At 47.4% G+C, this 24,895-nt stretch carries 19 protein-coding genes; 18 read left to right on the forward strand and 1 reads right to left on the reverse strand.

Annotated features, from left to right (window positions below):
• Positions 1-174 precede the first annotated feature (174 nt).
• The 18 genes from ABD014_RS05710 to ABD014_RS05795 all read left to right on the forward strand — a co-directional run bounded on the left by ABD014_RS05710 (position 175) and on the right by ABD014_RS05795 (position 24,302).
• The gene (locus tag ABD014_RS05710) at positions 175-885 is read left to right on the forward strand and encodes a DsbA family protein (RefSeq protein ID WP_343858592.1); all 711 of its coding nucleotides are present in this window, start codon (positions 175-177) and stop codon (positions 883-885) included.
• Between the two features lie 44 nt (positions 886-929).
• Complete coding sequence (locus tag ABD014_RS05715; RefSeq protein WP_343858594.1) at positions 930-1,391, forward strand: disulfide oxidoreductase; 462 nt, start codon at positions 930-932, stop codon at positions 1,389-1,391.
• A 210-nt stretch (positions 1,392-1,601) separates the two neighbouring features.
• On the forward strand, positions 1,602-4,157 hold the full coding sequence (locus ABD014_RS05720; protein ID WP_343858596.1) for a DUF2339 domain-containing protein: 2,556 nt from the start codon (positions 1,602-1,604) through the stop codon (positions 4,155-4,157).
• Between the two features lie 153 nt (positions 4,158-4,310).
• Positions 4,311-9,131 (forward strand): WIAG-tail domain, encoded by a 4,821-nt coding sequence (locus ABD014_RS05725; protein ID WP_343858599.1) that lies wholly within the window; start codon positions 4,311-4,313, stop codon positions 9,129-9,131.
• Positions 9,132-9,337: 206 nt separating this feature from the next.
• Positions 9,338-10,294, forward strand: a complete 957-nt coding sequence (locus tag ABD014_RS05730; RefSeq protein WP_343858602.1) for a 3'-5' exoribonuclease YhaM family protein — start codon at positions 9,338-9,340, stop codon at positions 10,292-10,294.
• A gap of 176 nt (positions 10,295-10,470) precedes the next feature.
• Entirely contained in the window at positions 10,471-11,133 is a 663-nt protein-coding gene (sdaAB, locus tag ABD014_RS05735; protein ID WP_343858604.1) for an L-serine ammonia-lyase, iron-sulfur-dependent subunit beta, read from the forward strand.
• A gap of 53 nt (positions 11,134-11,186) precedes the next feature.
• On the forward strand, positions 11,187-12,065 hold the full coding sequence (sdaAA, locus tag ABD014_RS05740) for an L-serine ammonia-lyase, iron-sulfur-dependent, subunit alpha (protein WP_343858607.1): 879 nt from the start codon (positions 11,187-11,189) through the stop codon (positions 12,063-12,065).
• Positions 12,066-12,260: 195 nt separating this feature from the next.
• A complete protein-coding gene (locus ABD014_RS05745) occupies positions 12,261-13,592 on the forward strand; it encodes a hypothetical protein (protein WP_343858609.1) in 1,332 nt (443 codons plus the stop codon).
• A gap of 22 nt (positions 13,593-13,614) precedes the next feature.
• Positions 13,615-14,313 carry a response regulator transcription factor gene (locus tag ABD014_RS05750; protein WP_343858611.1) on the forward strand — a complete coding sequence of 233 codons (699 nt, stop codon included), beginning with the start codon at positions 13,615-13,617 and terminating at the stop codon, positions 14,311-14,313.
• Positions 14,300-15,700, forward strand: a complete 1,401-nt coding sequence (locus tag ABD014_RS05755) for a sensor histidine kinase (protein WP_343858613.1) — start codon at positions 14,300-14,302, stop codon at positions 15,698-15,700. The genes ABD014_RS05750 and ABD014_RS05755 overlap by 14 nt, the downstream gene beginning before the upstream one ends.
• Positions 15,701-15,853: 153 nt before the next feature.
• Positions 15,854-16,993, forward strand: coding sequence for a stalk domain-containing protein (locus tag ABD014_RS05760; protein WP_343858615.1), 1,140 nt, complete (start codon positions 15,854-15,856; stop codon positions 16,991-16,993).
• A 309-nt stretch (positions 16,994-17,302) separates the two neighbouring features.
• Positions 17,303-17,584, forward strand: coding sequence for a co-chaperone GroES (gene groES, locus ABD014_RS05765; RefSeq protein ID WP_343858617.1), 282 nt, complete (start codon positions 17,303-17,305; stop codon positions 17,582-17,584).
• Between the two features lie 58 nt (positions 17,585-17,642).
• Positions 17,643-19,271, forward strand: coding sequence for a chaperonin GroEL (gene groL / locus ABD014_RS05770; protein ID WP_343858620.1), 1,629 nt, complete (start codon positions 17,643-17,645; stop codon positions 19,269-19,271).
• A 614-nt stretch (positions 19,272-19,885) separates the two neighbouring features.
• The gene (locus ABD014_RS05775; RefSeq protein ID WP_425542051.1) at positions 19,886-21,913 is read left to right on the forward strand and encodes a glycosyl hydrolase family 18 protein; all 2,028 of its coding nucleotides are present in this window, start codon (positions 19,886-19,888) and stop codon (positions 21,911-21,913) included.
• A gap of 197 nt (positions 21,914-22,110) precedes the next feature.
• On the forward strand, positions 22,111-22,488 hold the full coding sequence (locus ABD014_RS05780; protein WP_343858625.1) for a hypothetical protein: 378 nt from the start codon (positions 22,111-22,113) through the stop codon (positions 22,486-22,488).
• Positions 22,489-22,983 carry an SDR family NAD(P)-dependent oxidoreductase gene (locus ABD014_RS05785; protein ID WP_343858628.1) on the forward strand — a complete coding sequence of 165 codons (495 nt, stop codon included), beginning with the start codon at positions 22,489-22,491 and terminating at the stop codon, positions 22,981-22,983.
• A complete protein-coding gene (locus tag ABD014_RS05790) occupies positions 22,980-23,549 on the forward strand; it encodes a hypothetical protein (protein ID WP_343858630.1) in 570 nt (189 codons plus the stop codon). The genes ABD014_RS05785 and ABD014_RS05790 overlap by 4 nt, the downstream gene beginning before the upstream one ends.
• 12 nt (positions 23,550-23,561) lie before the next feature.
• Positions 23,562-24,302 carry a F390 synthetase-related protein gene (locus tag ABD014_RS05795; RefSeq protein WP_343859695.1) on the forward strand — a complete coding sequence of 247 codons (741 nt, stop codon included), beginning with the start codon at positions 23,562-23,564 and terminating at the stop codon, positions 24,300-24,302.
• A 12-nt stretch (positions 24,303-24,314) separates the two neighbouring features.
• On the opposite strand, the gene ybaK is transcribed toward ABD014_RS05795, so the two are convergent.
• On the reverse strand, positions 24,315-24,788 hold the full coding sequence (gene ybaK, locus ABD014_RS05800; protein ID WP_343858632.1) for a Cys-tRNA(Pro) deacylase: 474 nt from the start codon (positions 24,786-24,788) through the stop codon (positions 24,315-24,317).
• Positions 24,789-24,895: the final 107 nt, after the last annotated feature.

The following is a 24,895-nucleotide window of genomic DNA, read 5'->3' on the forward strand; positions in this document are numbered from 1 at the left end:
TAATAGCAATGATTCATGGCGACCTACAGGTCGCCATTTTTAATGCGAACTATTATTCATTGGGAGTGAATCACTTGACGAAAGAGGTTTTTGTAACTAGAATGGTTGCAGGATTGTGAGAATTTAATATATTCTATAATAAACTATTAAATTTTGGTAGAAAGAAGGGATAGAATGCCACCGAAAAAACAAAAAAGCACGATGGCGCAGCGTAATGCCACCGCAGAGAAAGCCAAGAAGAAGCAGCAGACAAGACGGATTATCTGGTTCTCGACCGTAGGCCTTTTGCTGGTTCTGATTGTGATCGTGCTATCGATCAGGCCTCAAGCAACGGCCGCATCTTTTGATTATGAGAAGCTTCCAAGGATAGGACAAGCTGACGCTCCGATCAAGATTGTTGAATTCGGGGATTTCAAGTGTCCGGCTTGTAAAATTGCGAATGATAAGATTAAACCGAACCTGGTCAGCGATTATATAGATTCGGGCAAGGTGGCCTTTTATTTCATGAACCTTCCATTCATCGCCCCGGACTCAACGACAGCTGCGTTAGCGGCGCAATCGGTATTCCACCAGAATAGCGATGCTTATTGGACTTATTTTGATGCCTTATACAACAATCAGCCGGATGAGAATCTCGCATGGGCGACTCCCGATTATTTGGTAGATTTAGCGAAGCAGGCGAATCTGTCCATCGATTTTGATTTGCTGCGGAAAGATATCGAGAATCAGACCTATATCCAAGAAGTGAACGAACATCAGAGTAAAGCCAGCAAGATAGGTGTCTCAGGTACACCAACCTATTATATTAATGGTGTGGAGTATCTTGGTCATTACGATGATTATACCGAGTTCGAGCAACAGATTAAGGCGGCACTAGGGAAATAACCTGTTGTAGACTGTATCCGTTATATAAGGGAGGAGCGAGAACAGTGCGTTCTTTGTTCAGAAATTATGGTATTTATTTTGCTTGGATCGTATCTATGGTGGCCACAGCCGGAAGTTTGTATTTAAGTGAAGTATTGCATTATGAGCCGTGCAGGCTATGCTGGTTCCAGCGCATATTCATGTACCCACAGGTTGTTCTGCTTGGAATTGCTGCGTATCGCAATGACCGAAATGTGATCCCTTATATCCTCCCGCTTAGCTTTATCGGCGGATCTATCTCGGTATACCATTATGCAGAGCAGAAGATTCCGGCCTTAGCCAAGGCATTGCCTTGCAAGGTAGGCATCCCGTGTGATTTTGACTACCTGAACTGGTTCGGATTCCTGACGATACCTCTGATGTGTCTGATCGCCTTTATTCTCATCATCGTATTCCTGTTCGCAGCTCGCAATACGAACGAGCCGATGCAAGTAACGACAGATATTCAAGAGACGGAGCACTTATAATTTAATCCTTCACTAAATAAGTGAGAGGTCAGCATTTATAGTTTATGGGGGAGAGCCGTTACTCTCCCTCTTTTGCGTAAATCTGTCCTTTTTTTCGTCATATTGTATTTGACACAATTGCATCTTAAAAAGCTAAAATCAAAAGGAAATTTGTGGGGGCATATAGTAATATATAGAATGAACCTGAATGAGAAACAAAAGGAGGAAGTAATGGAGGAATTCAAAGACCGATTGAATAAACTTCGAGAACAACAGAACATCATTGCCGAAGAATATGAGGTACTTCTCAAAGAATATTCAGCGAGTGATCTGGTACAGGAAAATGAAGTGCTTAAGCGAGATTATGAGGAATATAAGCAGCGGGTTGCGGCATTAGAGAGCAGACTGCGGCTGCTGGAGAAGGAGAACGGCGGACTCCGCCAGGCTCTGGCCGAGCAGATTCTCGATGAGAAGCTCACCTTCATCAGAGTATCTCAGGAGAAGCTGAATACTTACTTCACCTCTGCGTCCCATCAGCATATGAACCGACTTCAAGCACTTGAATATTCCAGCAGGCAGAGAATCCAGCAATTATATGAAAAGGCGGAGCGGTATTTGCAGGGTGATCAGCAGGCAATCACCGCCAAGCTGGCCGATTTGCAAGGAGAGATTAATCAACGGGTCCAACTTCACCGCCAGTACTTATATGAGGAGGAGCGGCGAATCCATAGAGAGGCCTTAGACGGTTATGAGAGCCTGGAGGCCGAAGGGGTGGACGAACATACGATTCAACGTCGCGTGAAGCAGAATCAGATCGAGATGAAGATTGGCTTGAACTGGATTAACAAGCTGGGCATTCTGCTGCTCATCATTGGAATGGGAGCGGCATTCAAGTATACATATAGCTGGTTCAATGCATATACCAAAGGAGCTGTTTTCTTTGCATTGGGTTTACTGATGCTGGCCAGCGGGGAATGGCTGTTCCGAAAGAATAAGCAAATTTTCGCACTTGGGCTGTTGGGGGGCGGGATTTCGGTCCTATATGGCTCCGTTTTTTATAGCTATTTCCTACTTGAGATAATCAATTTAACGCTGGGGCTGGCGCTCTGTGTTATCATAACCGCAGCAGCTGCATTAATGTCACTTCGCTATCAATCCAAGACGATCTGTTCATTTGCACTGGTAGGAGGCTATCTTCCGTTCTTCTCCTATCTAGAGGTATATGGATTGGCCGGTAACGCTGTATATGTGGCGATGGGATATTTATTCCTGTTGAATGCACTAATTTTGCTTATTTCTTTCCGGAAGCGTTGGCCTGTCGTGCATTATATAAGCTTTGGGTTGAATACCCTATCGATGATCATCCTTGTCAATCTATCAGATTTAACCGCGATCGCTATCATCTATGCACTGATTACATTCTTAATGTATCTCAGCATTACACTGTGGGTGCCGTTTCGTTATCAATCCAAGCTGAATTGGCTTGACTTCTCTCTGCTAGCCTTAAATACGATTATCAGCTGCAGTATACTGTACAGCTTATTCGATAAGGCGGGCTGGAATCAGCTGCGCGGGCTGCTTGCACTCATTTTCTGCATCGTCTATTACGGACTTGGACGTTTTAATCGCAAGTATCTGGACAAAGAAATCGAGACGCGGCTGTTGTTCTACGGCACATCCCTTACCTTCTCCCTACTCGTTATCCCTTTCCAGTTCGGAATTAACTACATGTCGCTAGGGTGGTTAATAGAGGGGATCGTCTTCTCCGTTCTGGGGCATTTGCAACGGTCGAAGTTTGTAGAGAGGATCGGTTGGGGAATTCTGACGTTGACAATGGTAGCTTTTGTCATGGTCGATTTGCTAGGAGGCTTGTTCATCGATCCCGAAGTCGATTTCGCCTGGAAGTATAGCTTTATCTCCATCGGCTTGCTTAGTCTGGCTTGCTTCTATGGCTTCCGTCTCCAGAATGAACAGGAGATCAAGCGTTATAAACAGTCAGATCATTCGTTACTATCGGTCTTAAAGTATATATCATCTATCAATACTTGGTTCTACCTGCTGTATGAAATTAACCGGATCTACAAGGCACTAATGCCTGCAGACGCAATACTATATAGCTTCTATCAATGGTTGCTCTTTGCTGCAATTACGTTCGTTCTGGCATATGGATTGAACAAGGCAAAGATATTGTATGACAGGGTAATGAAGTATTATAGCCTTATTTTGTATATTATTGGATATGTTCTATGCCTGGGAGTTACGCTGGGGATGCCCGCGCTGAATACGAACGGGGAATACAATACGTTTGAGAATTATTTGGCGCTGGTCATATTAATCGCATTCAACGTATTTGTCTTTTTTAGCGGGCGGGATTTGCTGCTACGGATCATTGGCCGCCAAGCCGGGGGGCTGGAATGGATTCCGGTATGTCTCGGGGTTTATATTTTTGGTATTACTACAGCCTTTTTAGGGATCCAATTCAGGCTTGGGGATGTAAGTTGGCTGTTCAGCTTGATCTACCTTCTGCTGGCGATCGCGTATATCGCTTACGGATTCCGCAGGAGATATATCTTCATCCGCCGGATGGGGCTTGGCCTGACGTTGCTGTCTACAGGGAAAATGCTGCTCTTTGACCTGTCGCTGATGACGACCGGCAGTAAAATTATCGCTTACTTCAGCTTCGGTCTGCTGCTGCTTGGCATTTCATATCTCTATCAGAGAGTGTCGAATATGCTGAATGCGGTACACAAGCCGGAAGAATCGAATTCTCAAGGTAGAAATTTATAGCGTACAATGAATTAGCCCTGCTGCGAATGCGGCAGGGTGTCTTCGTTATACTTGAAGGAATGAGAAAAATAATGCTGGAAAGTCGGATAAGTCGCGGAGTTGCTGTGACAGGAGCCTAACTGTCCGCATATGATGCCTAAGGAGATTTATCTTTTGGCAAAGGGGAGGACGGCTCTGAAAAAGCGAACGAAAACCACGAAAAACGGCAGGTCAAAAAACTCGCTATACTTCGTGGATAACCCGGATATGAATGAACTGAAGCTGCTGAGTTCTTTCAATACCGAGAGCCAGCAGGAGGACCAGGAGGTCAAACTACATCAGTCTCTTGCTATGGTTGAGGTTGACGAATATGTGGAACAGAAGCGTACACAGGGTTCTCTATCCAATGAGGGGTCTGAGCAGGGTTCAAAACCGAAGGAGGCCAAGGATCTTAGCGCTAAGGAGAGAGTGGCGCAGAATGAATCTGGGCAGCCTGTCCGGCATGAACAGATGGTAAAGGAAGCTCTTCAGGAAAAAAGAGCCTCACAGCTCGAGAAAGGAATTATTTATACTGACGATCTGTCGAGTTCATCTGTAACAGGTGATAAAATTGCACCGTTTACCATCGACTCGACCAAGATCAGGCATGGGGCGATCGGCACTGCATGGATTGCTGATTATGCGGTAAGCAATATTAAGATTGCCGAATCGGCAGTAAATGCCTCCAAGATCGCTCCCGGCTCCATCACAGCCGATCATTTGGTGGATGGAGCCATTGAAGGACGTAAGATTCGTGAACGATCGATCAGCGGAAGTAAGCTAGAGGAGGGTAGTATTACCGCCGATAAGTTCGCTGATGGTGTGATTGGTGGAGAGAAGCTTGCTGACGGCTCCATTGAGAGCCGCCATTTGCGGGAATGGATCGTAACAACGGATCTGATTCAGGATCAAGCGGTAACTTCAGAGAAGCTGCGCAGTGGAAGTATTCATTCCTATCATATCGCCAATACAGCGATTGATACTTCCAAATTGAGCGAAGGTGCTGTTACCTCTGCGAAGTTGAGGGACGGGTCGGTAACGGGAGCCAAGCTGCAGGACGGTGTGATTGAGAGCCGTCATCTAGCTGAGAATGCAATTACCATTAATAATCTCGCGCCCGGATTGATCACCAAAGAGCATCTGGCCCATTCCAGCGTAGGGGCTGAGCAGCTTGAGAAGGGAAGCGTGGATGCGCATCATCTTGGCGAGAAAATCGTAAAAGCGATGCATATTACTCCAGGCGCTATTGATAGTACCCATCTACAAGCTGGAAGCGTTAGAGAAGAACAGATTGGAAGCAGTGAAATCAAGGGCAGGCATTTGGCGGATCGCAGTGTCACCTCAACCAAACTAGCCGATCAGTCTGTCGGAACTTCACAGATCGTCGAGCAGGCGGTTACTTCTTCGAAGATTGCCGACCAGAGTATATTGCCGCATAAGCTGGCGGATGAATCCGTACTGACAAGGCATTTGGCCAAAGGATCTGTGCAAGGGCCGCAAATTGCGACTAATACAATTAATGCTGCACATATACAGCAGGGGGCAGTACATCGCGATCACATCTCCCCTAATGCAATTCAGGAATGGCATATCGCCGGCTCCGCAGTTACCGGTGACAAGATCGACATCGAGACGATTACTGGTGAGCATATTTCAGAGGAAGCCATCGAAGAGAGACATCTCCAGCCTGGTAGCATTGTATCGGAGAAGCTGGCCGAAGGCAGTGTGACAGAGAGTAAAATCGTGAGGGGAGCTGTCACTAGCAAAATTATTGGGGACAATCAAGTGCAGTCAAGTCATATTGTCTCCGGCTCGATTCAGCAGCAGCATCTGGCTCAGAACAGTGTGAGTAGCGACAAGTTGCAGAATGATTCGATTCATGGGGACCATTTGCAGAAGGGAGCCATCTTCTCTTATCATTTGCAGGACCATGCTGTGACGGCCTTGAAGCTATCTCCAGAGAGCGTGAGCAGCGACAAGATTACAGATCTGTCGATTACAAGCAGTAAACTGGCCGAAGGCAGTGTGGTCTCCTCTAAAATCGCCCCAGGTATGATTCAATCCTGGCATTTGGCAGAGGGGGCGGTACTGTCCGAGGATTTGGCTGAGGGTGCCGTAAAGTCCCAGCATTTAGCGAAGGCTGCGGTTGATGCCAGTCACTTACAGACCAATGTACTCACGGAGGATCACTTTACAACCGAATCGGTACCCGGGCAAGCATTGCAAAATCAAGCAGTCACTTCCGACAAAATAGCGGATCAAACGGTTCAGTCGCGCCATCTGGCAGAAGCCAGCATTAAGGGAGCACATATTGGGGAAGGTGTAATCGAATCGCATCACCTCACTCCTCAGGCAGTGAATTTAAAGCATCTGTCCCTTGAATTGCAGGAGGGAGGACTGCTGCCGGAAGCAGGAATTAGCGGAATGGACGTTCAGCCTTCATCCATTCGTCGCGCTCATTTGCAAAAGGGAGCGGTCGATGCAGAGGTTCTGCAGCTTGGCTCGGTAGGTGTAGGTCATCTGCAGGCACATAGCGTCCAAAGTCAGCATATCGTTGCCTCTTCGGTACAGAGCGATCATCTGGCCGACGGGGCTGTACAGTCCCGTCATATACTCCCTGGAACTATTGACAGCGAATTGCTTGCGAGAGGGTCGGTTACGGCTGAACATATTCAGCCTGGCGTGATTTCGAAGGTACTGATGGATGAGGAGATTGTGCGAGAAGGCATCCTGCCCGAAGGGGGGATTGGCGGAAAAAGTCTACAATCCGGCTCAATCAGTCGGATACACCTGCAAAAAGGTGCTGTTGATGATGAAGCGCTGCAGAACGAATCGGTCGGTTCGCTGCACTTGCAGCTGAAATCGGTGCAAAGCTATCATCTGGCGGATGAAGCAGTGCAGATTCAGCATTTGTCTTCGAATATTATCGGAGCACAGCATCTTAAGGAAGGCAGTGTGCATGACTCCCATATTCATGAAGGGGCTGTTGATTCACGGCATCTTCGTGAAGGCTCCGTAAATCACGTTCATCTATCTCCTGAGCTTCAGCAGGAGGGTCTGCTTCCTAAGGAAGGACTCGGCAGTAAAGACCTACGGCCAGGCTCGATTAGCCGCGTTCATCTAGAGCAAAATGCCGTCGATGCAGATGTGCTCCAGAGTCACTCTGTGGGAGCCGTGCATTTGCAGGCCAATTCGATCTTCAGTCTGCATCTGACGGATGAGTCGGTACAGGCGCAGCATCTGGCGGAGAATTCGATCAGTTCGCGGAATATTACAGAGAATTGCATCGGTGGCACCCATATTAAGCAGAAGGCGATTGCTTCTCATCATATTGTTCCCAATGTGATCAGCCGTGGGCATTTGGCAAAGGAGCTTAGAGAACAAGGCCTATTGCCTGAACATGGGATCAGAGGAGAGGATATCCAGATGGGCTCGGTCTCCCGAGAGCATCTGCTGGATAATACGGTGGATTCTGACGTACTGAGTCAGCAATCGGTCGGTTCTGAGCATATTCAGGAGGGATCGGTATTCGGCCACCATCTGGTCGATGCATCCGTACAGTCCCGTCATTTGGCTGATGATGCGGTAGAATCTAATCATCTGTCGAAGCATTCCGTTGGCTCCGAGCATATTCAGGAAGAGTCAGTATCTGGAAATCATCTAGTCAATGAATCTGTGCAGTCCCATCATTTGGCTGATGGAGCAGTAGAATCCAATCATCTGTCGAAATGGTCGGTTAGTTCGGAACATATTCAGGAAGGCTCGGTGTCCGGGTATCATCTGGCGGATGAATCTGTGCAGATTCAGCACCTATCTTCGAATATTATCAAAGCACAGCATTTGACGGAAGGCAGTGTGCATGACTCCCATATCCATGAAGGGGCTGTTTATTCACGGCATCTTCGTGAAGGCTCTGTAAATCACGCTCATCTATCTCCCGAGCTTCAGCAAGAGGGTCTACTTCCGAAGAACGGAATTAGCGGCAAAGATCTACGGCCCGGCTCAATTAGTCGTGTTCATCTAGAGCAAAATGCCGTCGATGGGGATGTGCTCAAGAGTCACTCTGTGGGAGCCGTGCATTTGCAGGCCAATTCGATCTCCAGCCTGCATCTGACTGTTGAATCGGTTCAGGCGCACCATCTGGCGGAGAATTCGGTCAGCTCGCGGCACCTAGCAGAGAATTGCATCGATAGCACCCATATTGAGCAGAGTGCGATTGCTTCGCATCATATTGCTCCTGACGTGATCAGCTCTGAGCATTTGGCAAAGGAGATTAGAGAACAAGGCCTGCTGCCGGAGGGCGGAATCAGAGGAGAAGATATCAAGGCGGGCTCGATCTCCCGAGAGCATCTGCTGGATAATACGGTGGATTCCGACGTACTGAGTCATCAATCGGTCGGCTCTGAGCATATTCAGGAGGGATCGGTATTTGGCTACCATCTAGTCAATGAATCCGTCCAGTCGGATCATTTAGCCGATGGAGCAGTAGAATCCAATCATCTGTCGAAATGGTCGGTCAGCTCGGAACATATTCAAGAGGGATCAGTGTTCGGGTATCATCTGGTGGATGATTCTGTGCAATCCCGGCATCTGGCTAATGGATCAATAACCTCTCATCATCTGTCGCCGAATTCTATTGGCTCCGAGCATTTAAGGATCAATCCGGTTCAGGCAATCAGCGGCCAACAGGCTATACAGCAGTTCGGCATGTCAGCGTTCTTGCTGCAAGGTTATGAGAAGTCGACTGAGATTACGATTCATTTCGATGAGCCTTTTGATCATGCGCATTATGTGCTTGTGGCCATGACTAATCATCCAGCGTACTATGTTAGTTTGAAGGATCGGTCCCAGGATATGGCTACTGTTGAGATATCAAGATTGAAGGATAGTCCGATCAATTACGGCTTTATTACCTGGATTGCAATCGGAAGCAAGGATGAGTCCACAATCAAATAGTGGAATAGTTGCAGGTATGGCCGACAGCCGAACCGGATAGATCCGGGGCTGCCGGCCTTTTTGAACTGTTTCATTAAAATGATGTTCAAAAATTTTGATATTCAGCACCTAAAGCGTAATTTATGAACTATCCCTAAATTGTTTTTTCTGCTTTAGCTTGGACCCATAGTATAATGGAGATATGATTATTTTGTGGGGGAGAAATCATGACATTAATTAAAGAATTTGTAAATCAAGAGGAATTCATTGGTTATTATTTGCTGAAGGAAGTAGAAGTTAAATTAACGAATAGTACGCCTCCCAAAAATTATTTGGATATCGTGCTGAGCGATTCCAGTGGAGAAATCTCGGCTAAATTATGGGATGCTTCAGAGGTTGATAAAGAGACCTTCTTCCCAATGGGACTCGTAAAGGTACGTGGTGTTGTACAGACTTATCGGGAGCGGCTGCAAATGAAGATCATCCAGATGCGCCCGGTCAAAGAAGAAGATGGAGTGAAGCTCGTGGACTTCGTCCGTTCCGCGCCAATCCGGGCAGTAGACTTGATCCATACGATCCAGGCGACGATCGCTACTATATCGGATGCGGAGATCCGCAGCATCGTAACGTATTGTGTTGATAAAGTGGAAGAGAAGCTGATGCATTATCCGGCTGCGAAGACGCATCATCATGCCTATTTTGCCGGCCTTGCCTATCACATGGTCAGGATGCTGGAGCTTGGTGAGTTTCTATGCGGGCAGCGCCCATTTTTGAATCCGGATATGCTTCGGGCGGGAATTATTTTGCACGATATCGCCAAACCGGAAGAGATGGTAGCGCAGCTCGGCATTGTGTCCGAATACAGTACGCCTGGCAAGCTGCTGGGTCATATCTCGATGGCGTCCAATTGGATTACAGAGGCGGCGATCCGGCTTGATATTGATCTTGATTCACATAAGGTGATGGGATTGCAGCATCTGGTGCTCTCGCATCATAATTTAGGCGAGTGGGGAAGCCCAGTACAGCCGCAGACAGCGGAAGCGGTGGCTCTGCACCATATCGATGCGCTTGATGCGAAGCTGCAGATGGTGGAAGATGCATTGAACACAACCGCAGAGGATGAGGATTGGACCCCACTCATTCGTGGTCTCGAGAACAAGGGAATTTATCGTTTGCGGGTATAATAAGCAATAACTAGATACACAGGCTGTCTCGCGGTCAAGCTTGGCTGAGGGGCGGCCTTTGTGCTGTCGCCAGGTATGGCCAATCTTATTGCATCGTCTCTGTGAAGCGCATATTATGGATTAGTGATTCTTTTTGCTCGAGATATTTCATGATTTACTTACAAGGGAGAATGATAATGAAATACCGTAGCGTGTTTGATGTAATCGGTCCGGTTATGGTCGGTCCCTCTAGCTCTCATACAGCAGGGGCGGCGAAGATTGGCAGGCTGGCGCGCAGTATATTTGGCGAGGAGCCGAAGCGTGTAGTATTGTCGCTGTACGGTTCTTTTGCTGACACTTATAAGGGACATGCCACTGATGTGGCATTAATTGCCGGATTATTAGGGTATGATACGGATGATCCACGTCTTCCTCAGTCTGCGAAATATGCAGAGGAAGCGGGAATAGAGATTATCATTAGAACAGAAGAGGCGATTCCGGAGCATCCGAATACGGTCCGCATCACCATGCAGAGCGGGAGCGAGGAGATTGATCTGGTAGGGATTTCTATCGGCGGCGGCAAGGTTGAGCTGCGTGAGCTGAATGGATTCCAATTGGGCCTGTCTGGCGAAAGTCCGGCTATTCTAATTATTAATCATGATCGCTATGGCGTTATCGCCAGAGTGACCCATATATTGAGTGGAAATCATGTCAACATCGGGAATATGAAGGTGTCTCGCAAGGAAAAGGGCAAGATGGCTCTGATGGTTATCGAGACGGATGAGATGATCGGTAGCGAAGTGATCGATACTATTAGGAAGCTAGAGGGTGTTGACCGGGTTCTATCCATGGAGGATTAGCAGAGCCCCCCACTTTTTGAACACAAATTACATGTAAAGGAGGCAGAACTTCAATGTTTTCTAATGTGGCTGAGTTAATCGCACTAGCAGAAGAGAAATCATGCTCCATTGCAGAGATCATGATCCGCCAGGAGATGGAAGTTAGCGGAAAGAGCCGGGAACAGATCCGAGGGCAAATGTCGCGCAATCTTGAAGTAATGGAGAAGGCTGTAGAAAGAGGACTCAGCGGGGTGAAGTCGCATTCGGGACTGACCGGGGGTGATGCGGTAAAAATGCAACAATATATTGCTAGTGGTCAAGGATTAAGCGGCTTTACAGTGCTTGATGCTGTTAGCAAAGCGGTCGCTACCAATGAAGTGAACGCGGCGATGGGACTGATTTGTGCCACGCCGACGGCTGGCGCTTCGGGGGTGATCCCGGGTGTATTATTCGCGCTGGTGGATAAGCTTCATCCGACCCGGGATCAGATGATTGATTTTTTGTTCACATCCGGGGCATTCGGGATGGTTGTTGCCAACAATGCCTCGATTAGCGGCGCCGCTGGAGGCTGTCAGGCCGAAGTGGGCTCTGCAACGGGGATGGCGGCAGCTTCGATCGTGGCCCTGGCCGGAGGGACACCTCAGCAATCTGCTACAGCGATGGCCATAGCACTCAAAAACTTGCTGGGTCTAGTATGTGATCCGGTTGCTGGTCTGGTTGAAGTTCCGTGTGTGAAGCGGAATGCGATGGGAGCAGCGATTGCCATGGTAGCTGCGGATATGTCGCTGGCTGGTATTGCGAGTGCGATTCCTTGCGATGAAGTGATAGAAGCGATGTATCGGATTGGTCAAGTGATGCCGGTTGCACTGCGAGAGACCGCACAAGGCGGACTTGCCGACACCCCTACAGGACGACGGCTGAAGACAGAGATATTAAAGGGTGAGCGGAATTAAAAACCCGTCAAGGGTGATTCTATGATGAGAACCGTTGCCGTAGGCTATCCTAAGGTCATCTGACCTTGTGTGATAGCCTTTGATCATTGTTGGCGTAATGGTTCTGTAACCTCTTCATCTTGTCATTCTTTATGATTAGAGATAGTCAGCTTTATGAATTTAGAATTGAATGGTGATGACATGAGAATACATCGAATGATCAGTGTGTTGATATTAAGCGGAATAGTCTTATTCCTTAGTGGCTGCAGCCTTAGCAGTACGCCTTTTCAACTACTTCAGCCTCCTATCGAGTCTCAGCAGCAGTCTAATATTAGGCAGGAAGTATTGCAGCAACTACCGCCCCATTCCAAGCTGGTGATCCCGGATAACGGGCCATACGGGGCGACCGCCATATTTATTAAGGATATTATAGGAGACGGCAATCGGCAGGTTATTGCCTTCTTTACGAATGAATCCGATGAATTTGAGTATGGGTATATCGTATTAAGGGAGGATAACGGCAAATGGGAACGGTTGGATCAAGTGACGGTCCCGAGCCGCGGTATCGATTTCTTTCAGATCGCAGATCTGGATGGGGACGGGCGCAAGGAGATTATCACCGGATGGAAAGGTGGAGTACGCGGACGCAATGAGCTGCAAATCCATTCGGTGAATCATGAGGACAAGCTCGAACTGGACGGAGATATGCTGTATACGAAGATCCTTGTTACAGATCTTGATAGCAACAATAAACCGGAGCTATTCAACCTGTCCTGGGACTCTGAGAAAATGGTGGCAGAAGCGGCGTTATATGATTTTCATGATGGCCAGATGGTCAAGCAAACGGCGGTTGATCTAGACGGCGCCATTAACGGCTATGCCCAGGTTGTTACCGGCAAAGTAAATGAAGAACGGCAGGGAATCGTCATCGTGGCCGATATCGGCGCTCACTCTTCTTATACTTCGATGCTGATTAAGGAGCAAGGTAAGTTAAAGGATGTACTTAATGTCGATCCGCTCAACCCGGAATTTTCCAATGCACAGACGACCTTGAGCGAAGATGTCAACGGAGACGGAATTCTGGAGATTGACCGGATGAAGGAGCCTCCGGGAACAGAGGATATCCCTTACTCGGATATGCCGTTCATTCATGAGTGGATACAGTGGACGCCACAAGGCAAGCTGAAGCCCGTGATGGACAGCTTCTATAGCTTTGAGAACAATTATCGCTTCGATCTGCCAGTGCGTTGGACCGATCAGGTAACACTGCAGTACATCGGCGACAATAAGGAGGGCATCTCGTTCAGACCCCTGCGAAACCCTGAGATATCGCTCCTGGAGATCAAAATGGTGCCCATGTCCGGCAAGAGTCAAGAAATTGAAAAATGGAAGAAAGCAGGTTATCAATTTGTCTCCTTGCGCGAAGGCAAAGACAAGTGGATTGTTGGGATATTCCCGGAGAGTTTGAATGAATATCCGAGTGCGATTCAATCGTTGGCTATTTCGGTGAAGGAACTGGTCAGCGGTTTTAAGGATACGAAATTTTGAGGCACTGTTGGAGGTTGTACAGATGAAAGTAATGATTGTGGAGGACGAGCGCCCGATCCGTAATTTTGTGCGCATCAACTTGAAACGGAGGGAAATCGTCGTCGTTGAGGCGGAAACCGGCGAGGAGGCGATGGAAGCTGTAGAGAGAGAAAAGGACATTGACATAGCTCTGCTTGACATTCAATTGCCCGCGATTAGCGGGCTTGATGTATGTAGAATGCTTAGACGCTCTTTTCCTAAAATGGGCATTATTATGCTCACTGCTCTAACACAGGAGGAAGACTTGGTGGCGGCACTTGAGATGGGGGCCGATGATTATATATGCAAGCCTTTCAGTCCAACGGAACTGATGGCCCGGATTAATGCGCTCTATCGAAGATTGCATCCTGTAGCGTATGAAATGGGGGGACAGCTTCAGTCGGGCATCTTTACGTTATCGTCCAAAGAACGAAAGGTATGGAAGAATGAGGTAGAGGTGGATCTGACACCAACCGAATATGCGTTAATGAAAATGTTCCTGGAGAATACGGATGCCAGCCTCAGCAGGGATGATATCCTCAACGCGGTATGGGGACAGGATTATACAGGAGAAGTGAAGACGGTAGACGTACATATGCGGCGTCTTCGCAACAAGATCGAAGATGATCCTTCCCATCCAGGCTGGATTCATACGGTTTGGGGACATGGTTACAAGTGGAGTTCGCAGCATGAAGAGCATTAAGAGCAAGTTATTATTAAGCCATTTCTTTATTATCATGCTCGTTACAACCTTGTTCTCAACGCTCTTCCTGTATGGTGTTCATCGGTATTATTACCAGGGGGCGAAGGAGGCGTTCGCGGAACGGGTTGACATTCTGTCTGCGTATTACAATAAATTCATTAATAATGAGACGCTTCGTGAGAAGGCAACGGAAATCTTTCAACAGCTTCCTACAGCTGACTATATGAATATTCAGGTGCTTGATCTGTCTGGAAAAGTATTGATGAACGCCAATGGCTTTGAACAGGAGGGGAGATTGTCCTCTCCTGATATTGCCGGGGCTATCCAGGCCGGAGAAGGGTCATGGACTGGTAGATTGGAGCAAGGCGGAGAGCATCTGATGGCTTATAGCTACGCGCTATACCGTGAGGATAGTGTTGTCGGCGTCGTCAGGTTCGTCACATCCCTGTCGGCGATTGACAAGCTGTATAAAGAGATCGTTCTTGCCACACTGGCACTTAGTCTAGGTATTATTGCAGCCTCCTTCATTGTCAGTCTATTTCTGTCCAGTAGAATGGTTGGGCCTCTGTTCGAGCTTCGCCGCGTAGCCAACGCGTATATCAAAGGGGATTTCCATGTCCGATCCGAGAATCGGCAGCACGATGAGATTGCTGTGCTTGGACAAACGATGAATGTGATGGCCGAAGAGATTTTAAAGACGGACAAGCTGAAGCATGAGTTCATTTCCACGGTGTCTCATGAATTACGGACACCATTGACTTCTATTCAAGGCTGGTCGGAGACGCTGCTGACGGGAGATATGGAGGATAAGGAAGAACTGCTCGATGGGTTGCAGACGATTCGAGATGAAGCGAAGCGATTGAATGGCATGGTCAATGATTTATTGGACTTCTCCAAGCTCCAGGCGAAGCATCTGGAGATGCACCCGACGCGGTGGAATGTAGGGGAATTGCTTAGTGAATTGAAGGTGCAATTCTCGGCCCATCTTGATCTGAAGGGGGTTACACTGCGGACGGAGTATGACACTAATGCCGGATACATTACCGCAGATCGCAATCGGATGAAGCAGGTGCTTATTAATCTGCTCGACAATGCGATCAAATTTTCACATGAAGGTGGAGAGGTATTGCTTAGAGCGGAGCGGCTTGAGCAGGAGCTGCAGCTTGAAGTGGTCGATGAGGGCGAGGGAATTGCTCCAGCTGATTTGGAGAAGATGATGACAAAATTTTTCAAAGGTAAGAGCAAGCAGTCCGGCAGCGGAATTGGACTCGCTCTGTCTAAGGAGATCGTTGAACTGCACGGGGGGAGCATGAGTATGGACAGCGAATTACATAAGGGTACTACGGTTACCATCATTTTGCCTTTGGATTCGTCGGTTCTGATGTAAGCTGTTGTTAATTTGTAACGAACTCTTCTGTCAGCCCTGTTACGATAGATTCACAGGAAGATTAGCCCAGTTTAGTGGTAGGGTGTTACTAGCAAATTCAGGCTAACTTCAAAATCTAGAGTTAACTTACTCATGACTGAAAGGGCGATGGAAATGAAAACATGGATGACTAAAAAATCGATGATTGCTTTGGGAGTGGCTGGTGGCTTGCTGATCAGCGGTGCGGGTGTTACCCAGCTGGCACATCCGGTGCAAGCGGCTCAAGGAGTTGCACCTTCCGCCAAGAGCGTGGTTGAGGCGGCAATCTCGAACGGGCAGGAACAGAAGTTTACTATTAAGACGAAGACTCTCACTTCGAATAGCCCTTACTTGAAGGCTCAGGTGAAAATTCCAGTCGTTGAGGGCTTGAAGGATACACAATATGGCCTGGAAATGAATGATATTATTGAACGCAATGCGGATAAAGCGATTCAAGAGTGGGAGAAGCTGGCTGCGGAAGGAGCCAAGGAAGCGAAAGAGAATAAATATGAATTCCGTCCGTATGAATTGTATATCGACTATGAAGTGAAGTCAGACGGCTCTGCTGCTGCTAATCCGCAGCAATTGCTCTCATTCGTAGTTACTCAAGAGGGCTTCAGCGGCGGAACTTCGGCACCAGTTCAATATTTCTATAATGTATGGAATAAAGCCGAGGCTGAACGCGTTACCTTGGAAGAATTGTTCGGAGCGAATTATAAGAATGTATTGGACAAGCAAATCCGTGAGCAAATGGCGAAGCAGCCAGAGAATTACTTCTCCGATGAGTTCAAAGGAATCGATGCCGGGCAAGAGGAAGATTTCTATGTGAAAGACGGCAAAGCAGTGATCGTATTCCCTAAATACTCGATCGCACCAGGTGCTGCAGGAACACCGGAATTCAGTATCGCCCTTACCGCCAAAGGTGGAGATAATGAAGCTGCAAAGGCAAGTGTTGTCATCAACAAGAGCGATTATTATACTAACAAAAAAGGGCAGGTTATGATTCCATTGCGTTCCACAGCTGAGGGCCTTGGCTTCAAGCTAACCTGGAATGCAAAAGAGAAAAGAGCAGACCTGACCAAAAATGCCGTATTTACATCATTTGAGCTCGGTAAAGATCAATATTTCTTCAACAAGGTAGCCCCGTTCTCCCTTGGTGCGGCTCCAGAGCTGCATAACAAGAATATGTATGTTCCTGTGGAATTCATAAGCAAAGTACTTCAAGGTACTATCGAAGTGGCAGAGAATGGAGCGATTAACGTAACGCATAAATAATTAAATCAGATTGATAAACATATCCAGGCAAGGTTAGAAATGAAAATATAGAGCAGTCTCAAATAAAAATATATATTGAGATTGCTCTTTTCTTATTTGTTGGATTTATTTCTAGTAGTCTTTGCATCAAATGAGATATCTTCTGAATGAGCGGTTGGTCTGATAAAAAATACAATCAGGAACTTGAAATTTGTCCCTAATTTGAGTATCATAATATTGGTTATTAGCACTTGAATATGTCGAGTGCTAATACATAGAAGAATATGTCTATGATTTCATTACAACATATTAATAAGGAGGCTATTTCTCATGATTAGACCATTAGGTGAACGTGTATTGGTAGAACCAATCGAACAAGAAGAAACGACGGCTTTCGGCATCGTGCTTCCAGATACAGCCAAGGAAAAGCCGCAAGAAGGCAAAGTTGTAGCCGTAGGTAGCGGCGCATTGAAGGATGGCGTTCGTGTTCCTCTGGAAGTGAAGGAAGGCGACCGCGTGTTGTACTCCAAATATGCGGGTACTGAAGTGAAATATGAAGGCAAAGAGTATTTGATCATGAAGGAAAGCGACATCCACGCGATTGTCGGTTAATAGGCCTTTCTCGGTCAATTCGGTCACGCTCTAATATACTTAAGGAGGAATCGTAACGATGGCAAAAGTAATTAAATTTAGTGAAGAAGCACGTCGCGCAATGCTTCGTGGTGTAGATACTTTGGCTGATGCAGTAAAAGTAACACTTGGACCAAAGGGCCGCAACGTTGTATTGGAGAAGAAATTCGGCAGCCCGTTGATCACCAATGACGGTGTAACAATCGCGAAGGAGATCGAGCTGGAAGATGCATTTGAGAACATGGGTGCTCAGCTCGTAAAAGAAGTAGCGACGAAGACAAATGATGTCGCTGGTGACGGTACGACGACAGCAACTGTACTTGCACAAGCGTTGATTCGTGAAGGCTTGAAGAACGTAACGGCAGGCGCTAGCCCAATCGGTCTTCGCAAAGGGATCGACAAAGCCGTGAAAGTAGCGGTTGAAGAGCTGCAAAAGATCTCCAAGTCGATCGAAGGCAAGCAATCGATCGCTCAAGTAGCTGCGATCTCTGCAGCAGACGAAGAAATCGGCGAACAAATCGCAGAAGCGATGGAGAAAGTGGGCAAAGACGGTGTTATCACGGTTGAAGAATCCCGCGGCTTCTTGACGGAGCTTGAAGTGGTCGAAGGTATGCAATTCGACCGTGGCTATGTATCTCCATACATGATCACAGATACTGATAAAATGGAAGCAGTTCTCGATAATCCATACATCTTGATCACCGACAAGAAGATCAGCAGCACGCAAGAAATCTTGCCGTTGCTTGAGAAGATCGTACAACAATCCAGACCACTGCTTGTTATCGCTGAAGATCTCGAAGGCGAAGCACAAGCGATGCTGATCGTGAACAAACTGCGTGGCACGTTCAACGCGGTAGCTGTTAAGGCCCCTGGCTTCGGCGACCGTCGTGAAGCAATGCTGCAGGATATCGCCGCTCTGACTGGTGGCCAAGTGATCACGGAGAAGCTCGGCCTGGATCTGAAGAGTACAACCATCGATCAGCTTGGTAATGCACGCCAAGTTATCGTTACGAAAGAGAACACAACGATCGTGGACGGCAGCGGCGACAAAGCCGATATCGATGCTCGCGTGAACCAAATCCGTGCGCAACTGGAAGAGACGACTTCCGAGTTCGACAAGGAGAAACTGCAAGAGCGTCTGGCTAAACTGGCTGGCGGCGTAGCGGTGATCAAAGTTGGCGCAGCAACAGAAACGGAATTGAAAGAACGCAAGCTTCGCATCGAAGATGCCCTGAACGCAACACGCGCAGCGGTTGAAGAAGGGATCGTATCGGGTGGTGGCGTAGCGCTCGTGAACGTATATAACGCAGTCGCAGCACTTGACCTGAGCGGCGACGAGAAGACAGGCGCAAGCATCGTGCTTCGCGCACTGGAAGAGCCAGTTCGCACGATCGCGGCGAATGCGGGTGAAGAAGGCTCCGTTATCGTAGAACGCCTGAAGAAGGAAGAAGTCGGCGTAGGCTACAACGCAGCTACTGGCGAATGGGTGAACATGTTCGATGCAGGTATCGTTGACCCTGCGAAGGTAACACGTTCCGCTCTGCAATATGCGGCATCCGTAGCAGGCCTGTTCCTGACTACTGAAGCGGTAGTCGCTGATAAGCCGGAACCAGCTGCACCAGCTGCTCCAGACATGGGCGGCATGGGTGGAATGGGCGGCATGATGTAATAAGGCCGACGAAGCCTGAAGCATCAAGGGTTTCCTGAATAGGAAACCCTTGATGCTTCACGATTTACTTGCATTGGTTGAATAAGAGGCTCCTCATAAAGTTCACGGGACTTGTGGGGGGCTTCTTTGCATACTGTTTTATCCATGAGGTTCATACTCTCTTCCCCATGTGCATATATTTAGTTTCGTGATACAACGTTTAATCTGAATTATCCTTAATTTTGATTTCCCCGATTTGACTCAGTTTTGAATTCCTTCCGCTAAGCAATCCCAAACTCCATTCGAGTTTTATCCAATTCGTTCGCGTTGATCAGATATCAACTGTGCCAGTGAGAAGCGTGTAAATGAGTTTCTACCTCGCTTCTTACATACATGGATTCATAGGTATTGATACACTCCAAAATCCCCAAGTAGCTTGTAAATTCGCATTCTACACCATCGGGCGTTCTTCTATCATTCTGGTAATTTGGAATGCGATTACATAGATTTGTAAATGAAAGGAGAGATGTCACGTACTCCTCAGGTTTGACGAACCTTCAACTAATATAAGCGGAGTGTGATCAGAATTGAGAAAAGTCAAAAAAGTTAGTGCGATCTTGCTTCTTGTCATCATCATGGTATTCACAGCCGTACCATTAACCGCCCTAGGTGCTGCACCCTGGGAACCTAATACTACTTATAAAACAGGTGATATCGTCACCTATGGAACAGATATTTACCAATGTGTACAAGGACATACCTCTCTCGTTGGATGGGAACCACCAAACGTTCCTGCACTTTGGAGCAAACAATCAGCCCCTGCTGATACGGAGCCGCCGACAGCACCTACCAATGTATCAGCCAGTAACGTGACCAGCAGCTCGGTTACATTAACATGGACGGCTTCAACAGATAATGTGGGTGTTTCGGGTTACAATGTGTACAACGGTTCTGCGCTTGCCGGTTCTTCAGCAACGACTTCCTACACAGTCACGGGACTAAGCGCTAGTACTGCCTACACGTTCACTGTCACAGCGAAAGATGCTGCCGGCAATTTATCTGCAGCCAGCGCACCAGTCAACGTCACGACAGGAGCGCCTGTTGTAGACACGGAGCCGCCAACAGCACCTAATAACCTAACAGCACCTACAGTAACTACAAGCTCGGTATCCCTAAGCTGGACCGCCTCGACAGACAACATCGGCGTCACAGGCTACGATATTTATAATGGCACGACGCTGGCAGGCTCCTCGAATACAACTTCCTACACGGTAACAGGCTTAACTGCGAACACTTCTTACACTTTTACAGTGAAAGCAAAGGATGCAGCAGGTAATGTTTCCCCTGCTAGTAATGCGCTCACCGTTACCACCCTTTCTCAAAACTCAACCCAATATGAGATCATTGGTTACTTCCCAAGCTGGGCTGCTTACGATACACCTTCCTTTACCCCTTCCAATATTGACCCCACAAAAGTAACTGTTATCAACTATGCTTTCCTGGATATTTGCTGGAACGGAAAGCATGGAAATCCTTCCCAAAGCCCTGATAACCCTAATCCCAACACATGGACCTGTCAAAACAGCAATGGCACTGCCAATAATGCACCGAACGGTTCTATCGTGCTTGGAGATCCATTTACCGACGGTACGGCCGATGGCGGATACAACCAATTAGTTACCATAAGACAGCTTAAAAACACCAATCCCAATCTTAAATTGTTCGCCTCTGTCGGCGGTTGGACCTGGTCCAATCAATTCTCCAACACGGCGAATGACCCGGTAACCAGAGGCAACTTCGCTACTTCTGCCGTGAACTTCCTGCGTCAGTATCAATTCGATGGAATCGACATCGATTGGGAATATCCGAACAGCATTGGCGTACCTTGCGCATCAGGTCAAACATGCCAACGTACAGCTGACAAAGCGAACTATGTTCTGCTGCTGCAGACGCTACGTCAGGCCCTGGATACAGCCGGGCAGCAAGATGGTAAGCACTATTATATTACGATCGCTTCCAGCGCAAACTCCAGCTTCCTTGCCGATGCAGGCGGCACCAACAACTGGCTGTCTAACGCCGCACAGTATTTGGACTGGATCAACATCATGACCTATGACTACTATGGTCCATGGGACGCTACAAGCGGTATCGTATCGCCATTGTACAATGACCCGGCCAACACGAATGGCAACAGTCAATTCAACATTAATTCCACGGTAACTAACTATTTGAACAAGGGCATCTCTGCCAATAAACTAACCATAGGTGAACCGTTCTATGGATACGGCTGGAAGGGATGTAACGCGGGTCCCAATAACAACGGATTGTATCAAAGCTGTAACGGTGAAGCGACAGGCGGTTCCGACGGCTCGACATATGACTTCGCCTTCATGCAAAACACGGGCCTGTTATCCGCTGATTCTACGGGTAAATATACCGTGGCTGGCCAAGGTTATACCCGCCATTGGAACAGTGTGACGCAGACTCCATTCCTCTACAATCCTTCTACGAAAATCTTCATTACGTATGATGACGAGCAATCCATCCATTTGAAAAATGAGTTTATCAAAACCAAAGGATTACGCGGCGCGATGTTCTGGGAATTAAATGCGGATAGAAACCGCACTTTGCAGTCCGTCGTATCCAATGACTTACCTCATTAATAGATAAGATAGGGCTTTCTCCAGAAGTAGAATCTCTGCTTTCTAGGGAAAGCTCTATTTGTGTTATTCTGTCTTCGGTCGAATATTTGGGGCTTTTGTCGATACATCAGGGACTTCTTAACCATGATTCAACTTGGAAAGTTTGGTAACATACGTAATTATACATAACTTTGATTTATTTCTAGAGAGGACATCTAATGCACAAAGTAAAAATCATGGGTACAGGTAAATATATCCCTGAGCATAAAGTAGATTCGGCTGAGCTGGATCAGGTGCTGCAGTTGCCGAGGGGATGGGCGGAGAAAAAGTCGGGTGTCAAAACACGCTATTACGCGAAGGGAGAACATGCTTCATCTATGGGAGCGAAGGCAGCCCTGCAAGCTCTAAGCGATGCTTCATTGGAGCTGGATGAGATCGATGCGATTGTTTGCGCAAGCGGTACGATGGAACAGCCGATTCCATGTACAGCGTCCCTGATCCATCAAAAACTAGCACCTTCTAGGCCGATCCCGGCATTTGATATTAATTCAACCTGCCTAAGCTTTGTTACGGCTTTTGATATTGTGTGCAAATGATTGCGGGCGACGAAGACTTTGCTGCCATTCATACCGAGAGATGGAAGCGGCAAAATGATTGCAATCAGCAGTGTGAGCGGATTTTTTGGTTTTCCAGGGATGTCTGCATATGCGTCTTCGAAATTTGCACTGGAGGGCTGGGGTGAAAGTCTGCGGCTGGAGCTGCTAAATGAGGGGATATGGGTGTCACTCGTTCAGCCAGCTGCCTATCAGACAAAGATTTGGGAGCGAGGACTGGAGAAAGTTGCAGAGCAGCAGATCGAGAATGCTTTTCAGGAAAATTTAGTAAAAGAAGCGATGAAATCTAGAGATAACGGGGCTGATCCCCGGGAAGTTGCCAGATTAGTCGCGCAAATTGCCCAAAAGGCGAGACCGAAATTTCGCTATCCCGTCGGCAAGGGGGCCAAGGCTCTAGCTATCGGAAAACGGTGGATGGCCTGGAGCTGGATTGAAGGATATGTCTATCGCTTCTTAAAAGGGAGGATAGCCAAATGACCAACAAACTGCGTGTACTGCAATGGTATATGAGAACAAAGTATTTTCGTCGCTTTCGCGACGAGCGGGCATTAATGGAATGGCAAGAGCGTCAGTTGAAAAGGCATTTGCGCTTTATCAGCGACTATTCTCTTTTTTACTCATACTATTTGCAACTGCCTTCTACAAATGGCTATTCCGCTAAAGAATTGCTTGCATCTCTGACGCCGATTGATAAAAGAGTGATGATGGATCACTTTGATACATTGAATACCGTCGGGATTCAGAAGGAGGAAGCGTTCAAGTTGGCGCTATCGAGTGAAGAGACGCGGGACTTCTCGCCGCGAATGGGGACTATGACGATAGGGATGTCCTCCGGAACTTCAGGGAATCGCGGGCTCTTCCTCGTGTCCGATGACGAACAGAGCCAATGGGCGGGAATTATTCTAGCCAAGTTACTACCGCACGGGTTGTTGGCAAAAGAGCGAATCGCTTTCTTTTTACGGGCTAATAGCAATTTATATAATTCCGTTCAATCCGGAAAAATTAGGTTTCACTTTTATGACTTGCTCCATTCCTTGCAGTAGCATGTAGATAACCTGCAGCAGTTGCAGCCGACCATCCTCGTTGCACCGCCTTCGATGTTAAGAATGTTGGCTGTGCAGCAGGCGGAGTCGAAGCTGACGATCGCTCCTCGTAAAGTCATTAGTGTTGCTGAAGTGCTTGATCCGCTGGATGAGGAGTTTATCGGTCGACAGTTTAGACAGACTGTCCATCAGGTCTATCAATGCACCGAAGGGCTTCTGGGAACGACATGCGAGCATGGGACATTGCATTTGAACGAGGATTTGCTCTATATCAAGAGGGAGTACGTGACAGCAGACAGGAAGAAGTTTATGCCGATTGTAACGGATCTGTTCCGTTCTTCTCAACCGAATATTAATTATCGGCTTAATGATATTTTGACGCTCCGGGAAGATCCATGTCCTTGCGGATCACCACTAACGGCCATCTCCCAAATTGAAGGGCGTAGTGATGATATATTTAAGTTTCTATCATCTAGTGGAGAGGAGAAGGTATCTATTTTCCCGGGCTTTATTCGGCAGAGCATTTACTCGAGCTCGGACAGGATCGACGAATACAAGGTGCTTCAGCACCCGTCCCATGATTTAGAGGTGCAGATACAGGTAGACGGGAACGCTCCAATTCAAGAGGATGCTATTACTGCATCATTGGCAAGAACAATTCGTTCGCATGGCGGCGTCATTCCGAATATTTATTTTAAGCCATATGAACCGCATCAGGGGGTGACGAAGCTTAAGAGAATCGAGCGCCTATAAGGTTGTAAGCACTTATTGTGAAATGTGTGCTAATTGGAAGGAAATGGCCTTTTGCAGATCACCCAGGCTTAGTTCGACCTGATAGCCAATTTTGCCTGCACTGAAAATAATCGTCGGATAAGCGGCGGCTGATGCATCGATCGTCGTGGTGAGGCTCTTCTTCATCCCGATCGGAGAACAGCCTCCGTGAATATATCCGGTAATCGGCAGCAAATCCTTCGATTTGATCATCTCAATCGATTTCTCCTTAACCGCATGCGCAGCTTTTTTCAATTCAAGCTCCTTGGCAACCGGGATCATAAATACGTAGTATTTCTTCGACTTTCCGATGGTGACCAAGGTCTTGAATACATGATCCGGATTCTGCCCCAAAGTCTCGGCCACCTCGGTACCACTGACCGCATCCGTACCCGCGTAGCTGTAACTTCGATATTCCACCTTTAGCTTGTCCAAGATTCTCATGACATTCGTCTTGAATTCCATCATTTACCACCCTATATATTTTGTCTTCGTTAATTTGTGAGCATACTGTCCTACTATCATACCAAATCTAGCTCTAAGGGTGAAAAGTAGTCCTTCCCTCATGAGTTTTT

Source organism: Paenibacillus motobuensis (assembly GCF_039521865.1).
GTDB lineage: Bacteria > Bacillota > Bacilli > Paenibacillales > Paenibacillaceae > Fontibacillus > Fontibacillus motobuensis.

Bases quoted from the DNA above. Each gene is read 5' to 3' on its own strand.
- ABD014_RS05710 (WP_343858592.1), top strand. From the start codon at position 175: ATGCCACCGAAAAAACAAAAAAGCACGATGGCGCAGCGTAATGCCACC.
- ABD014_RS05720 (WP_343858596.1), top strand. From the start codon at position 1,602: ATGGAGGAATTCAAAGACCGATTGAATAAACTTCGAGAACAACAGAAC.
- ABD014_RS05730 (WP_343858602.1), top strand. From the start codon at position 9,338: ATGACATTAATTAAAGAATTTGTAAATCAAGAGGAATTCATTGGTTAT.
- sdaAB (WP_343858604.1), top strand. From the start codon at position 10,471: ATGAAATACCGTAGCGTGTTTGATGTAATCGGTCCGGTTATGGTCGGT.
- sdaAA (WP_343858607.1), top strand. From the start codon at position 11,187: ATGTTTTCTAATGTGGCTGAGTTAATCGCACTAGCAGAAGAGAAATCA.
- ABD014_RS05745 (WP_343858609.1), top strand. From the start codon at position 12,261: ATGATCAGTGTGTTGATATTAAGCGGAATAGTCTTATTCCTTAGTGGC.
- ABD014_RS05750 (WP_343858611.1), top strand. From the start codon at position 13,615: ATGAAAGTAATGATTGTGGAGGACGAGCGCCCGATCCGTAATTTTGTG.
- ABD014_RS05755 (WP_343858613.1), top strand. From the start codon at position 14,300: ATGAAGAGCATTAAGAGCAAGTTATTATTAAGCCATTTCTTTATTATC.
- ABD014_RS05760 (WP_343858615.1), top strand. From the start codon at position 15,854: ATGAAAACATGGATGACTAAAAAATCGATGATTGCTTTGGGAGTGGCT.
- groES (WP_343858617.1), top strand. From the start codon at position 17,303: ATGATTAGACCATTAGGTGAACGTGTATTGGTAGAACCAATCGAACAA.
- groL (WP_343858620.1), top strand. From the start codon at position 17,643: ATGGCAAAAGTAATTAAATTTAGTGAAGAAGCACGTCGCGCAATGCTT.
- ABD014_RS05775 (WP_425542051.1), top strand. From the start codon at position 19,886: ATGGTATTCACAGCCGTACCATTAACCGCCCTAGGTGCTGCACCCTGG.
- ABD014_RS05780 (WP_343858625.1), top strand. From the start codon at position 22,111: ATGCACAAAGTAAAAATCATGGGTACAGGTAAATATATCCCTGAGCAT.
- ABD014_RS05790 (WP_343858630.1), top strand. From the start codon at position 22,980: ATGACCAACAAACTGCGTGTACTGCAATGGTATATGAGAACAAAGTAT.
- ybaK (WP_343858632.1), bottom strand. From the start codon at position 24,788: ATGATGGAATTCAAGACGAATGTCATGAGAATCTTGGACAAGCTAAAG.